14 protein-coding genes are annotated in these 14054 nt (G+C 31.9%); 8 read left to right on the forward strand and 6 right to left on the reverse strand.

What is annotated here, in order from left to right; translation table 11 throughout:
• Positions 1 to 144 precede the first annotated feature (144 nt).
• Together B5D15_RS05205 and B5D15_RS05210 are read left to right on the forward strand one after the other, a co-directional pair.
• Positions 145 to 327: a hypothetical protein gene (locus tag B5D15_RS05205; protein ID WP_078696064.1), complete on the forward strand. Its 183-nt coding sequence runs from the start codon at positions 145 to 147 to the stop codon at positions 325 to 327.
• A gap of 86 nt (positions 328 to 413) precedes the next feature.
• Positions 414 to 896 carry a LiaI-LiaF-like domain-containing protein gene (locus B5D15_RS05210; RefSeq protein ID WP_078696065.1) on the forward strand — a complete coding sequence of 161 codons (483 nt, stop codon included), beginning with the start codon at positions 414 to 416 and terminating at the stop codon, positions 894 to 896.
• A gap of 87 nt (positions 897 to 983) precedes the next feature.
• Here the strand turns inward: B5D15_RS05210 and B5D15_RS05215 are convergent, their stop codons facing one another.
• Genes B5D15_RS05215 through B5D15_RS05225 form a run of 3 tightly spaced genes read right to left on the reverse strand, consistent with a single transcriptional unit; the run spans position 984 to position 5363 of the window.
• Positions 984 to 1985, reverse strand: coding sequence for an isocitrate/isopropylmalate dehydrogenase family protein (locus B5D15_RS05215; RefSeq protein ID WP_078696066.1), 1002 nt, complete (start codon positions 1983 to 1985; stop codon positions 984 to 986).
• Positions 1986 to 1995: 10 nt separating this feature from the next.
• The gene (locus B5D15_RS05220; protein WP_078696067.1) at positions 1996 to 3930 is read right to left on the reverse strand and encodes an aconitate hydratase; all 1935 of its coding nucleotides are present in this window, start codon (positions 3928 to 3930) and stop codon (positions 1996 to 1998) included.
• 14 nt (positions 3931 to 3944) lie between these two features.
• Positions 3945 to 5363 (reverse strand): beta/alpha barrel domain-containing protein, encoded by a 1419-nt coding sequence (locus tag B5D15_RS05225; protein WP_078696150.1) that lies wholly within the window; start codon positions 5361 to 5363, stop codon positions 3945 to 3947.
• Positions 5364 to 5597: 234 nt separating this feature from the next.
• Here B5D15_RS05225 and B5D15_RS05230 point away from each other — a divergent pair, with 234 nt between their 5' ends.
• Complete coding sequence (locus tag B5D15_RS05230; RefSeq protein WP_078696068.1) at positions 5598 to 5978, forward strand: desulfoferrodoxin; 381 nt, start codon at positions 5598 to 5600, stop codon at positions 5976 to 5978.
• Positions 5979 to 5989: 11 nt separating this feature from the next.
• On the opposite strand, the gene B5D15_RS05235 is transcribed toward B5D15_RS05230, so the two are convergent.
• The 3 genes from B5D15_RS05235 to B5D15_RS05245 all read right to left on the reverse strand — a co-directional run bounded on the left by B5D15_RS05235 (position 5990) and on the right by B5D15_RS05245 (position 7870).
• Complete coding sequence (locus B5D15_RS05235) at positions 5990 to 6808, reverse strand: aminotransferase class IV (protein WP_078696069.1); 819 nt, start codon at positions 6806 to 6808, stop codon at positions 5990 to 5992.
• A 75-nt stretch (positions 6809 to 6883) separates the two neighbouring features.
• Positions 6884 to 7411: a hypothetical protein gene (locus B5D15_RS05240; RefSeq protein WP_078696070.1), complete on the reverse strand. Its 528-nt coding sequence runs from the start codon at positions 7409 to 7411 to the stop codon at positions 6884 to 6886.
• 15 nt (positions 7412 to 7426) lie between these two features.
• On the reverse strand, positions 7427 to 7870 hold the full coding sequence (locus B5D15_RS05245; RefSeq protein ID WP_078696071.1) for a cell wall hydrolase: 444 nt from the start codon (positions 7868 to 7870) through the stop codon (positions 7427 to 7429).
• A 175-nt stretch (positions 7871 to 8045) separates the two neighbouring features.
• Between B5D15_RS05245 and B5D15_RS05250 the strand changes: the two genes are divergently transcribed.
• The 5 genes from B5D15_RS05250 (at position 8046) to B5D15_RS05270 (ending at position 14002) form a co-directional block, all read left to right on the forward strand.
• Positions 8046 to 8966, forward strand: a complete 921-nt coding sequence (locus tag B5D15_RS05250; protein WP_078696072.1) for an acyl-CoA dehydratase activase-related protein — start codon at positions 8046 to 8048, stop codon at positions 8964 to 8966.
• Positions 8938 to 10035 carry an acyl-CoA dehydratase activase-related protein gene (locus B5D15_RS05255; RefSeq protein WP_078696073.1) on the forward strand — a complete coding sequence of 366 codons (1098 nt, stop codon included), beginning with the start codon at positions 8938 to 8940 and terminating at the stop codon, positions 10033 to 10035. The genes B5D15_RS05250 and B5D15_RS05255 overlap by 29 nt, the downstream gene beginning before the upstream one ends.
• Entirely contained in the window at positions 10016 to 10972 is a 957-nt protein-coding gene (locus B5D15_RS05260) for an acyl-CoA dehydratase activase (protein WP_078696074.1), read from the forward strand. Before B5D15_RS05255 ends, B5D15_RS05260 begins: the two co-directional genes overlap by 20 nt.
• A 52-nt stretch (positions 10973 to 11024) precedes the next feature.
• Positions 11025 to 11714, forward strand: coding sequence for a heparan-alpha-glucosaminide N-acetyltransferase (locus tag B5D15_RS05265; RefSeq protein ID WP_078696075.1), 690 nt, complete (start codon positions 11025 to 11027; stop codon positions 11712 to 11714).
• A 158-nt stretch (positions 11715 to 11872) separates the two neighbouring features.
• Positions 11873 to 14002 carry a glutamine synthetase III family protein gene (locus B5D15_RS05270; RefSeq protein WP_078696076.1) on the forward strand — a complete coding sequence of 710 codons (2130 nt, stop codon included), beginning with the start codon at positions 11873 to 11875 and terminating at the stop codon, positions 14000 to 14002.
• Positions 14003 to 14054: the final 52 nt, after the last annotated feature.

The raw sequence follows: 14054 nt of genomic DNA on the forward strand, positions 1-14054 counted from the left end.
TGAATTGATTACTAAGTTCTTTGTGATTATTATACTACTAATTTTAGTAAATTTATACATAATTATATTGATGGAGTTTAAACAAAAACTGCATATTATTTTTACTTTTGTAGAAAATAATCATTGAAAAAGGAGGAGATAAAATTGATAAATAAAGAGCAGCTTATGGCTGTAGCAGCAAGTTGCAGCGAATATAGTCCCAAAAAAAATGATAATTCATTTTTAAACTACAGCGGGGTTAGTTGTGAAAACTGTTCCCATTATGATGGAAATCGATGTATGATAAACGTTTATGACAAGGTTCTTAATGGATTGGACCAATCTTAATATTATTTTGTAAAAAAATATTGGATTTGCCGCCTTTTAGTATATAATGATATTAAGGATATTATATACTAAAAGGTGGTGTTATTTTGAATAGAAATATTTTTGTGGGGCTTTTACTCGTTGGAATAGGAATTATACTTATCATTCAAAGAACTCTGGGAATCGATATTAATATATGGAATTATTTGTGGCCTTTTTTTCTTATAGTATTAGGAATCATGATACATTATAATTTTTTTGCTGGTAGAGATAAATCAAACAGCTTGATTTTTGGAGGCATATTATTAACCTATGGGTTATTATTTATTTTTAATACTATAACTAATGGCATGTACCATAGTGACTTATATTTTGTTTATCCTTTGGGCATAGGCATAGGTTTTTTTGAAAACTATATTTTGGGGAATAGAGATAATAAGAGTCTGATGATATCGATAATTTTGATTGTAATTTCGATTTATATAGCTTTAAAACAAATATTACCAGAATTCTATAATATAAGGGATTATTTGTTTCCTGTATTTATTATAATATTTGGTATATATTTGCTTTTTAAAAATAAAAAATAAATGTAAGAATAAAAGTATAGCCCATAATATTGATAAATTCAGTATTACGGGCTACGTAAATTTAATAAAAATAGTGAATTAATTTTACTATTTCATATTTTCAACTACTGCCTGTGCAAATTCTGATGTTTTAGTATTTCCTCCAAGATCGAAAGTCCTGTATTTTGCATTTTCAAGTACAATTCTTAGTGCATTTTCAATTTTTGTGGCAGCAGAAAATTCTCCAATATATTTTAACATCATTACAGCAGAAAGTATGGCAGCAGTTGGATTTGCTTTATTTTTGCCTGCAATATCAGGTGCTGAACCATGCACAGGCTCAAATATTGCTGCATCTAAACCTATGTTTGCACCTGGGACCATCCCAAGACCGCCAACAAGACCTGCTGCAAGATCAGATAATATATCCCCATATAAGTTAGGCATTACAAGAACGTCGTATTTTTCAGGAGACAAAACAAGCTTCATACTCATTGCATCAACTATCATCTCTTCGTATTCAATTTCTGGGTAGTTTTGAGCTATTTTTCTTGTACAGTTTATAAAAAGACCATCGGTGCATTTCATTATGTTTGCTTTATGAACTGATGTAACCTTTTTTCTCTTTTCATTTACTGATAGCTTAAATGCGAAATCTGCAATTCTTTCACTTGCTTTTCTTGTAATTATTTTGATGCTCTCTGCAGCATCATCTCCTATCATGTGTTCTATACCTTTATATAAATCCTCAGAGTTTTCTCTAACGATTATTAAATCAACATCTTCAAACCTTGAGGGAATGCCCTTAAAGGTTTTTACAGGTCTTACATTTGCATATAAATCGAATATCTGTCTTAATGTAACGTTCACACTTTTAAATCCTGTTCCAATAGGGGTGGTTACAGGACCTTTTAATGCGATTTTATTCTTATTTATAGAATCAATTACATTCTGGGGGAGGGGAGTGCCGTATTTTTTTATTGCATTTTCCCCAGCTTCAACTACATCCCAATTAAAACCTATACCGCAATTTTCAAGAACAAGTTTTGCAGCGTTTATAACCTCAGGACCAATCCCGTCTCCGGGTATAAGTGTAATATTATAACTCATAGTATACCTCCTATAATCTGCTGTTTTGTTTTGTGTAATTTAATAATCCTCCATGTATTAACATTTCAATCTGTCTGTCAGTAATATTAAGAAGCATCTTATATTCTGTATTTTTTGTTTTGTTTTTAATTATAACAGTCTTATTTTTAACCTGACTGATTGAGGATTCTATAGATAAATCATCTAATTCATCTATATCGTCGTAGTCAGAAGGATTATCGAATATAAGAGGAAGTATTCCATTATTAATAAGATTTGCCATGTGTATTCTTGCAAAGGATTTAGCAAGAACTGCCTTTATCCCAAGATACAGAGGAACCAAGGCCGCATGCTCCCTGCTTGAACCCTGTCCATAGTTTTCCCCAGCTATAATAAATCCTCCATTGTATTTTTTCGCTTTTTCAGGGAAGGATTTATCACAGGGAGTTAAACAATATTCTGAAAGATAAGGTATGTTTGATCTATAAGGTAAAAGCTTTGCATTAGAAGGCATTATATGGTCAGTTGTAATATTATCACTAAGCTTAATAAGGACCTTTCCATATACATTATCAGAAAGGGGGAGCGCCTTTGGGAAAGGTTTTATGTTAGGACCTCTTTGTATTTCTATTTCATCAGGATTTTCCGATGGAGGTATTATCATATTATCGTTTATTATAAATTTATCAGGCATTTCAATTTTTATATTATTTTCAATATCAAGATTTCTTGGATCAGTTATATATCCAGTAATAGCTGATGCTGCAGCAACTTCTGGGCTTACTATATAAACCTTGGCAGATGAGGTTCCAGAGCGCCCTTCAAAGTTTCTGTTAAAAGTTCTTAAAGATACAGCATCCGTTGAAGGAGATTGACCCATACCAATACATGGGCCGCAGGCACATTCTAATATTCTTGCTCCTGCTGATATTAAAACTGACAATCCTCCATTTTGAGATATCATGTTAAGAACCTGCCTTGAGCCGGGTGAAATTACTAAGGATACATTTTCAGCAACTGTTTTTCCTTTAAGTATTTCAACTGCCTTCATAATATCTGTATAGGATGAATTAGTACAACTGCCTATTGCAATCTGATCAACTTTTATACTTTTTAATTCAGATACTTTTTTAATGTTATCAGGGCTATGAGGACATGCAGCTAAAGGTTCAAGGCTTAACAAATCCACTACTATTTCCTCATCATATTCAGCATCATCATCGGCTTTTAGTTCAATAAAATCTTTTTCTCTTCCTTGTGCTTTTAAAAACTTATAGGTCTGCTCATCTGATGGGAAAATAGATGTAGTTGCTCCAAGTTCAGCTCCCATATTTGCGATTGTAGCTCTTTCAGGAACTGATAAGCTTTTAACCCCATCACCTGTATATTCGAGTATTTTTCCAACTCCGCCTTTTACAGAAAGTCTTTTTAATATTTCAAGTATTATATCTTTTGCAGAAACGCAAGGATTAAGAGAGCCTGTTAGTTTAACATTGATTATTTTAGGCATTGTAATGTAATAAGGGCCTCCGCCCATTGCAACAGCTACATCAAGACCACCAGCGCCTATTGCAAGCATTCCTATTCCTCCACAGGTTGGTGTATGGCTGTCAGAACCAAGAAGAGTCTGTCCTGGAACTGCCCATCTTTCAAGATGTACCTGATGGCATATTCCATTGCCGGGCTTTGAAAAGAATATTCCGTGTTTTTTAGCAATAGTTCTTATATAAGCGTGGTCATCAGCGTTTTCAGGGCCTGTTTGAAGAGTGTTGTGATCAATATAGGCTACAGATTTTTTTGTTTTTACTCTATCGATTCCCATAGCTTCAAATTGAAGATATGCCATTGTACCTGTAGAATCCTGAGTCAATGTTTGGTCTATTTTTATTCCTATTTCACTTCCTGATATGAAATCTCCAGAAACCAAATGATTTTTAAGTATTTTTTTTGCTAAACATAATTTCATGTTTATTCCCCCAACTATATATTTTTTATCTTTAAATTTCTATTTATCTTTCTATTTTTAAATTTGTAATCTTTTTTAGATGCAGTATTATTGATTTTAGATAGCAAGTCAGGCATATATTTTTTTACCGATTCTTCAAGTTCGCTATTGCTTATAACTGTTGTTCTGCCCTTTTCGTACTCGCTGTCCACCCAATCCTTTATTTTTTGAACTATAGGATGTTTTTTGTCTATTTTATTATCAGCTAGTTTAAAATACGTATTAATCCATGCTGCTATTCCTGCAAGGCCTGAGTATTCATTTACTGCAACTATTAAAGGACGATTTAAAATTTTCCCAGTATCGAATATATTATATATTTCTTCATTTTTAAGTATACCATCAGCGTGAACGCCGGCTCTTGTAACATTGAATTCTTTGCCTACAAATGGGGTTCTCGGCGGTATAGAGTAGTTTATTTCCTTTTCAAAGTATTCTGCTATCTCGGTTAAAAGTTCAAGTCTCATATTCTTAGTGTTACCTCTTAATTGACCATACTGAATTAACATGGCCTCGAGGGGACAATTTCCTGTTCTTTCTCCTATTCCAAGAAGGGAAGTATTGACAGAAGATGCACCATATAGCCACGCAGCAGTAGAATTTGTCACTACACTGTAAAAATCATTATGACCATGCCACTCTAAATTCTCTGATGATAGATTACAATGATGCCTTAAACCATATACTATCGCAGGAATACTTCTTGGCAGTTCAACCCCAGGGAAAGATACCCCAAGACCTAATGTATCGCATATTCTTATCTTAAAAGGCATTTTTGCTTCCTGTGACAGCTTATTAAGTTCGTTGACAAGAGGAACTACAAAGCCAAAAAAATCTGCTCTTGTTATATCTTCAAGGTGGCATCTTGGTATTATACCATTTTCAAATGCATCGGAGGCAATTGAAAGATATTGATTTAAAGCCTGTCTTCTTGTCATGTTGAGCTTTTTAAATATATGATAATCTGAACATGACATAAGAATGCCGGTTTCCTTAACTCCTGCATCTTTAACGAGCTTAAAATCTTCCTTCTTTGCTCTAATCCATGTGGTTATTTCAGGAAATTTATATCCTTTAGAAAGACATATTTCCAAAGCCTTTCTATCTCTTTCTGTATATAAAAAGAATTCAGTTTGTCTTATTATTCCAGAATTATTATCCAGTTTATGAAGATACTCATATATCGTTACGATTTGTTCAGTAGTAAAGGGGGATATAGCTTGCTGGCCATCTCTAAAGGTTGTATCAGTTATCCATATTTCATCTGGAACGTATATAGGGATATTTTTATAATTAAAAGTTATTTTAGGTATCTCACTGTAGGGGAATATGTGTCTGTACAGATTTGGCGTATCAACATCTTCTATAGTATAATCATGTTTTTTTAGTTCCATTAAATTTGTTATATTATTTAATTCAGCCTTCATTGTTATACCTCCCTGTATAATTGTATACAAACATACATAAATACTATAATTGATATTATAATCTAAATATGAAGGTGTAGCAATATAAAATTTCAATTTTAAAAAATAATTTTCTGTAATAAAGCATGAAAGTTATTGCATTTAATTTTCTGTATATTAAAATATTATTAAAGGAAAATAATTATTAAAGGAGGGCTTTAAATGACAGAAAAAGGTCAAGTTTATAAATGTGAAGTTTGTGGAAACATAGTAGAAGTTTTACATGCAGGTGCAGGTCAGCTTGTTTGCTGTGGAAAGCCTATGACTTTGAAGAAGGAAAACACAGTAGATGCATCAAAGGAAAAACATGTACCTGTTATTGAAAAAAAGGATGACGGTATACTTGTAAAAGTTGGAAGTGTTGAACATCCTATGACAAAGGAGCATTACATAGAATGGATAGAAATTAATGTGGATAATATGGTTTATAAAAAGTTTTTAAGCCCTGATAATAAACCTGAGGCATTTTTTGATGTTAAAGGTGATGTTATTTTTGCAAGAGAATACTGCAACCTGCATGGGCTTTGGAGAGCAGAAAAATAGGCGCAAAGCGCCTATTTTTGTTTTGATATGTAAATTTTTATTTCTTCATCATAGAGATTCATTATTTTTAGAAGGAGTTTATTTTGTGTATTAAATGAAATATCATTGATTTTAGATATAGGTAGAACTTTAGGTGATGTACCGCTTATAAAAGCAGCATCATAACTTTCTATCTCATTAGCATATATTGGATATTCATAAATATTGATATTGTTTTTTTGACATAGGTTTAATATTTTTTGCCTTGTTATTCCCGGCAGTACTTTTGATAATGGGGAAGTATAAAGGGAATCATCTTTTATAAAAAATATATTTGAGCGGCTGCCTTCTGTAATCTCCCCGTTATTAACGAGAATAGCTTCATAATATTTTCCCTTATTTAAAATATTATTTATTTCATTTCTTAATTCTGCATTTATTATTTTGGCATTTGGATTTTCTCTAACAGCATGATAAAGGCAGGCTTTAACTCCTTCTTTGTACATCTTTGGCTCTGGATAAGTGCTTTTTATAAAATAATAATATTCGTTTAAATTTAAATTAAAATCGTTTAAAACAATCTTTATGTTGTAATTATCTACATAATTAAGTTCTATCATCTTATTTATATTTTCTTTAATACTTTCAATCGATAAGTTGAGTTTATAACCTATAATTTCAGCAGAATGTTTTAATCTTTCATAATGTTCTTCTAAAAATATAGGTACTTTATCTATTATTCTAATTACTTCATAAATCGAAGGGAATTTTTCTGAATAAATATTGTCAAATTCTGAAACATTATATATTTTATTATTATGTATAAAACTGTTTAAAACAGCCTCTGTCATAATAACACCTCCAATGTTATTTTAAGCTAAATATAAAAATAAATCCACAAAAAATAAAATAGGCGGCTTTGCCGCCTATAAAGTTTCTGAAGGGTCAAAATCAAGTCTTGGTCCCATGTAAGGCATTCCCATCATGCAGTATCCCGGTTGATTTTGCATATTTCCCATCATATTCTGAGAAGGCATAGGACTTTGAGGTTCAAAAATATCTACGAATTTTATTGCATATAAATCGCACAAAACCCTAATATTAGATTCTGGTACTTTTAAAACTATATAGCTTACTCCCACTTGGTCGAGTATTCCTACCCTGTCTGTTAAATTAGTTGTTCCAATGAGAAAAGTGATTCTAACTCTCTTTCCAATTTGTGTTTTCAAAAATGCTTGAGTATATCCAATATCGGTAAGTATAGGTTCTGTTGTAGATTGAAAGGATGTGTCAGGTGGCGGAGTATCAAGCATTCCAGGCTGTGTCTGCCTGTCATCGAAAGAAGCTTTATCACAATCTTCATCGCAGGGGTACCTGAAAATAGGTGGGCAGTAGTAACCAAAATTGTAGCCTGACTGTTCGTAAATGTTGTTTTCAAAGTTATCCTTTGACATATAATACCTCCTATATCATGTTTTCCAATATAATGATGTTGGATTATAAAAACAATGCTGAACAATCCTTGTGGTGTAAACACCGGATTTGTTTTTAGGAAAATAAGCAGCACAAGTAGGGCTAAAAGGATTATAGTACCATAATGCTAATTCTGAACCTGAAAGTTTATTTCCTGATAAAGCCCAATCAGCTATATCATAGTGTATTTGATCAGGATTCATATTATAAATGTTTTGAGGATTTGGCTGACCGTATACTTCCGTTAGAGCACATGTGAATTGATAGGGTTGAAGGATAACTTTCCTTAAATCCCCCTGACCTGTTCTTAAATATTCCCCTCCAGTTACATGAACTCTATTCATAACAACAGTAGCTACGGCTTTCATGCCGTTTTCTCCTTCACCTTCAGCTTCGCATTTGATTAATCTTGCTAAAAGCTCTCTGGCTGATAAAGACATGCTTTCACCTCTAAGTTTATCGATTAATATTAATATATACATAATAAAAAAGATATGTTACAAAAAATAAAAGTGTTATCAATATATTATATAAGACTTAATCACCATATATGAATAATATGGTGATTAACTGGAAAGAATACATAAATGTTAATAAAAAATATGTGGTGATATGATGAAAATAGGAATACCAAGAGGACTTTTATATTATAACTATCAAACTTTTATTGATAGCTTTTTCTATGAATTAGGATGTGAAATAATTTATTCTGAAAATACTAATAAAACTATTTTGGATAATGGGGTTAAATATTGTGTAGATGAGGCTTGCCTTCCTATTAAAGTTTTTCATGGTCATGTTTATTCTTTAAGAGAAAAGAGCGATATGATTTTTATACCAAGAATAATGAGGCTATATAAAAATGAATTTATCTGCCCTAAATTTTGCGGTCTGCCTGAAATGGTAAAAAATAGCATACCAAATTTGCCGCCTGTGATTCAAGATACTTTATATGCAGATTCAAAGACAGTATTAAAAAAATGGGCTTTTAGTATAGGAGAAAAAATAACCAATGATAGAAGAAAAATTGAAAATGCATTTTCTATTTCTTTGAAAAAGCATAAAGACAGCAAAAAAGGAATTAGAGATAAAAATTATAAAATCAATGTAGCCCTCTCGGGGCATCCCTACAATATATATGACAATTTTTTAAATATGAATGTAATAAAAAAATTAAATAGATTGAATGTAGGAGTTATAACTGAAGAAAAATTAAATGAGGAATACATAAACAGGCAGGTTTTAAATCTTTATAAAAAACCCTTTTGGACCTTTGCAAGAAATACCTATGGTTTTACTACATATTTAGCGGAAAATAGTCTTGTTGATGGAATCATATATATATCCTCCTTTGCCTGTGGAATTGATTCTGTTGTAATTGAACTTATTAAAGACAGGATAGGAAATTTTCCTTTTTTAATACTAAAAATAGATGAACATACAGGAGAGGCAGGATTTGATACAAGAATCGAAGCATTTGTTGATATGATTGAAAGGAGGAAAGGTATTGAAGATAACATTTCCGCATCTTGGTAACGTTTATTTTGCAGCAAAAGCACTTTTTGATGAACTGGGAATTGAATATGTAGTTCCTCCCCTGAGCAATAAGGAAGCACTTGAAATAGGAACACTATATTCGCCAGAAGAGATATGTCTTCCATTCAAAATTATGATAGGAAATTACATAAAAAGTATAGAAAATGGTGCTGATACCATAATTATTACTGGAAGCTGCGGCCCCTGCAGATTCGGAGAATATTGCGAGCTTCAAATGAATATACTCAAAAAATTAAACAAAAATGTTGATTTTATTGTAATGGACGTTCCTTCTGATATTGGAATAAAAGAAATTTTTAATAGAGTTGGAAAGATATCTTCAAATAGCAGTAAATCAAAGAAAGAAAAAATTAAAGCATTAGTTAAAGCTTTAAAGATTATTAATATGATTGATGAAATTGAAGCTGATGCTCATTATATTGCAGGTTATGAAAAAAATTCAGGCGATTCTAAAAGGCTTCTAAATAAATGTAAAAGAGATGCAATAAATTCTAAAAGTGCAGATGAAATGATAAATATTTTATCTGAATATAAAAGGAAAATAAATTTTATTGAAATAGATAAAGAGAGAAAGCCTCTTAAGATTGCAATTATCGGGGAAATTTATACTATAATAGAACCCTTTTCTAATCTTTACATTGAAGATAAACTTATGGATTATGGAGTTTCATCAAAAAGAACATTAAGTCCAAGCTGGTGGGTTAAAAACACAGCACTATCACCATTAAAAATAAATTCATTAGATATAAAAAAAGCATCAAAAAGGTACCTCTCATTATGTATAGGAGGTCATGCAAGGGAATGCGTTGGAGAGGCAGTTATTGCAAAAAATGAAGGATTTGATGGTGCAATTCAAATATTTCCTATGGGATGCATGCCTGAGATTGTTTCAAAAGCAATACTTCCAACTGTTTCAAAGGATTTAAATATACCTATTATGTCTCTTATAGTAGATGAAATGACTGGAGAAGCAGGATACATAACAAGAATAGAAGCTTTCATTGATTTACTTGAAAGGAGGAGAAAAAGTGTATTATTTAGGAGTTGATGTAGGCTCAGTCAGTACCGATATAGTCCTTTTAGATAAAAGTTTGAATGTTGTGGAAGAACTTTATTTAAAAACGAAAGGCAGGCCTATACAGGTAATACAGGAGAGTTTTAAAATTTTAAAATCGAAATATGATGATAAGCAAATAACAGCTTCTGGAGTAACAGGAAGCGGAAGGAATATTGCCTCCTTTTTAATTGGTGCAGATGCTGTAAAAAATGAGATAACTGCTCATGCTGTTGCAGCACTTAACATAGATAAAGAAGTTTCTACAATAATTGAAATAGGAGGGCAGGATTCTAAAATCATAATACTAAGGGATGGAATAGTTATAGATTTTGCTATGAATACTGTATGTGCTGCCGGTACAGGTTCATTTCTCGACCGCCAGGCTGAAAGGCTTGAGATACCAATAGAAGAGTTTGGAGATTATGCATTAAGAGCAAAATCTACAGTAAGAATTGCTGGGAGATGTGCAGTTTTTGCAGAATCGGATATGATACATAAGCAGCAGCTTGGTTATAAACAAGAGGATATTATAAAAGGGCTTTGTGAAGCTTTGGTCAGAAACTATCTTAACAATGTTGCAAAGGGAAAGGAAATAATACAAAAGGTTTTTTTCCAAGGAGGGGTTGCAGCAAATAAGGGAATGAAAGCTGCTTTTGAAAATGCACTTGGCTTTGAAGTTTGTGTTCCTGCTCATTATAATATGATGGGAGCAATAGGCGCAGCAATACTTGCATCCGAAGCTGTTAAAAAAGATGAAGGGACTAAATTCAGAGGATTTAATATTGCACAGAGCAATATAATAGCATCAAGCTTTGAATGTGATGGATGTCCTAATAGATGTGAGGTTATTAAATTAGAGGAGAATGGAATTATAATTGGATGCTTTGGAGACAGATGTGGAAAACACAGCGGCAAAATAGCTGTATAAAAATTATTTTAGTGATATAATTATACTAAAATAATAAAAAACAGGTGATTTTATGGGAAAAAATAGAATTATAGAGATAGATTTTATAAGAAGCTTAGCAATAGTTCTTATGGTTTCTTATCATATAGCTTATGATTTAAAAGAATTTGCAGGAATAAATATACCATATGAGTCTAATGCGTGGTTTCTTGTGGGGAAAACATCTCTTATTCTTTTTATATTTGTTTCTGGTATAAGTAGTATATTTAGTAAAAACACTACAAAACGAGGATTTAAGATTCTTTTTCTTGGTATGATAATTACGGCGATAACCTATATAATTTTTCCTAAAGATTATATAAGATTTGGAGTATTGCATTTTTTAGGGATATGCATTATTATAGCTCCTTTTTTAAAAAGAATTAATAACTATTTATTATTTATTACTGCCGCATTCTCATTAATATTAGGATTTTATTTTGATAATATAGTATCAAAAACGTGGATACTAATACCTTTTGGAATTTTATATGATGGGTTTAGTACTCTCGATTATGTTCCTTTATTTCCATATTTATCGGTATATATATTAGGTGTATTATTTGCAAAGAAATTTTATACTGAAAAAAAGAGTTTATTTAATTTAGATTTAGATTTTAGATTTATAAGCTGTATAAGTAAAAATTCCCTTTTAATTTATATAATTCATCAGCCAGTTATTTATTTTACTATATTTACTCTTACTAAAATCATTATAAAATAAAACAATTAACACTTTTTTAACAAAAACATATTGCTTTTTTTGTAATATACTATTAATATATTAATATAATTAAATCGATTTTGAAGCAACGGCGCTTCTAAAAACATGTATAACATGCTTTTAGGGGTGCCTTATCTTTTTTAAGGGAGGATATGTTTATGAAAAGTGAATCATGTTACAAATCAACTATTTCAGAAGTTTTCGGTGTGAATGTATTTAACGATTCGGTTATGAGAGAAAGACTGCCAAAGGAAACATACAAGGCATTAAAAAGAACTATTGAATTAGGCTTGCCTCTTGAAGCTAATGTAGCTGAGGTCGTTGCAAATGCTATGAAGGATTGGGCTATTGAAAAAGGAGCTACTCATTATACCCATTGGTTTCAGCCACTAAATGGAGTTACTGCAGAAAAGCATGACTCATTTATATCTCCAACATCAGATGGAAAAGCAATAACTGAATTTTCAGGAAAAGAGCTTATAAAAGGAGAATCGGATGCTTCGTCTTTCCCTTCAGGAGGTCTTAGAGCAACTTTTGAAGCAAGAGGCTATACAGTATGGGATTGTACTTCCCCAGCCTTTTTAAAAGAAGATGAAGGAGGGGTAACCCTTTATATACCAACTGCATTTTGTTCTTATACAGGTGAAGCTCTTGATAAAAAGACGCCGCTTCTCCGTTCAATGGAAGCATTATCAAATCAGGCATTAAGAGTATTAAAACTTTTTGGGAATACAACAGCAAAACGCGTTATTCCAACAGTAGGCCCAGAGCAGGAATATTTTATAGTTGATAAAGAAATATACAATAAAAGAAAGGACCTTGTATTTACAGGAAGAACTTTATTTGGTTCAAAGCCTCCAAAGGGTCAGGAACTTGAGGATCATTATTATGGAAGTATTAAAGAAAGAATAGCATCTTTTATGAGAGAACTCGATATAGAACTTTGGAAACTTGGAGTATCAGCTAAGACAAAGCATAACGAAGTTGCTCCTGCTCAGCATGAAATAGCAACTATATACACTGATGCGAATACAGCGACTGACCATAACCAAATTGTTATGGACACCCTTAAAAAAGTTGCTTACAGACATAATCTTGTATGCCTCCTTCATGAAAAACCCTTTGCGGGGGTAAATGGTTCAGGAAAGCATAACAACTGGTCTTTAAGTACAGACGATGGACAAAATCTTTTAGACCCTGGAAAAACACCCCACGAAAATGCACAGTTTTTAGTATTTTTATGTGCGGTTATTAAATCTATAGATAAATATGCTGATTTACTTAGAGTATCTGCAGCAAACGTAGGAAATGACCATAGGCTTGGAGCAAATGAGGCACCTCCTGCAATACTTTCTATTTTCCTTGGAGAACAGCTTACAGAAGTTTTAAATCAGCTTGGAAACGGAGTAGAAGCGAAGGCTGTAAAACAAAAGGAAGAACTTAAAATAGGAGTTACAACCCTTCCAAAGCTTCATAAGGACATAACAGATAGAAACAGAACATCACCCTTTGCCTTTACAGGAAACAAGTTTGAATTCAGAATGGTTCCATCATCAGCTTCCATTGCAGATGCAAATACAGTATTAAATACTATTGTTGCAGAAAGTTTAAAAGAAATAGCAGACAGACTTGAAAAAGCCGATGATTTTAACGCAGAAGTTGAAAATATTTTAAAGGAAATAGTTAAAAATCACAAAAGGATTATATTCAATGGAGACGGCTATTCTAATGAGTGGATTTTAGAAGCAGAAAACAGAGGACTTGCTAATATAAAGTCAACAGTTGAGGCATCAAAGGCTCTTATAACAGATAAGGCTATTGAACTCTTTGAAAATCATAATGTATTGAGCAGAGATGAATTATATTCAAGATATGAGATATTGCTTGAGTCCTATATTAAACAGATAAATATTGAAGCTTTAACTATGCTTGATATGGCAAAAAGGCAGATACTGCCTGCAGCAATTAAGTTTACTGGAGAGATTGCAAAGACTATTAATGAGATAAAAAATACAGGCATATCAGTTGATATCAGCGTTCAAGAAGAACTTTTATGTGAATTATCAAAGGTTTTAACTTCCTTCAAAAACAATATTGCTGTACTGGAAAATACAAATTTAAAAGCATCAGAAATTGAAGAAAATATCTATGAAAAAGCATGTTTTTATAAGGATAAAGTATTTACTGCTATGCAGTCTTTAAGGGAAGATGCTGACAAGCTGGAAACTATGGTAGATGAAAAGTTATGGCCAATCCCAACCTATGGAGAATTGTTATTTAATATATAATTTTGAAGTTTATTTTCATGGAGTAAACTATTAATAATAAATTTTTTGTAAT

Origin of the sequence: Caloramator quimbayensis, from assembly GCF_900167605.1 — a bacterium.
Taxonomy (GTDB): domain Bacteria; phylum Bacillota; class Clostridia; order Clostridiales; family Caloramatoraceae; genus Caloramator_B; species Caloramator_B quimbayensis.

Coding starts and splice junctions, on each gene's coding strand:
- B5D15_RS05215 (WP_078696066.1), bottom strand. CDS start 1,985: ATGAGTTATAATATTACACTTATACCCGGAGACGGGATTGGTCCTGAG.
- B5D15_RS05220 (WP_078696067.1), bottom strand. CDS start 3,930: ATGAAATTATGTTTAGCAAAAAAAATACTTAAAAATCATTTGGTTTCT.
- B5D15_RS05225 (WP_078696150.1), bottom strand. CDS start 5,363: ATGGAACTAAAAAAACATGATTATACTATAGAAGATGTTGATACGCCA.
- B5D15_RS05230 (WP_078696068.1), top strand. CDS start 5,598: ATGACAGAAAAAGGTCAAGTTTATAAATGTGAAGTTTGTGGAAACATA.
- B5D15_RS05235 (WP_078696069.1), bottom strand. CDS start 6,808: ATGACAGAGGCTGTTTTAAACAGTTTTATACATAATAATAAAATATAT.
- B5D15_RS05240 (WP_078696070.1), bottom strand. CDS start 7,411: ATGTCAAAGGATAACTTTGAAAACAACATTTACGAACAGTCAGGCTAC.
- B5D15_RS05245 (WP_078696071.1), bottom strand. CDS start 7,870: ATGTCTTTATCAGCCAGAGAGCTTTTAGCAAGATTAATCAAATGCGAA.
- B5D15_RS05250 (WP_078696072.1), top strand. CDS start 8,046: ATGAAAATAGGAATACCAAGAGGACTTTTATATTATAACTATCAAACT.
- B5D15_RS05265 (WP_078696075.1), top strand. CDS start 11,025: ATGGGAAAAAATAGAATTATAGAGATAGATTTTATAAGAAGCTTAGCA.
- B5D15_RS05270 (WP_078696076.1), top strand. CDS start 11,873: ATGAAAAGTGAATCATGTTACAAATCAACTATTTCAGAAGTTTTCGGT.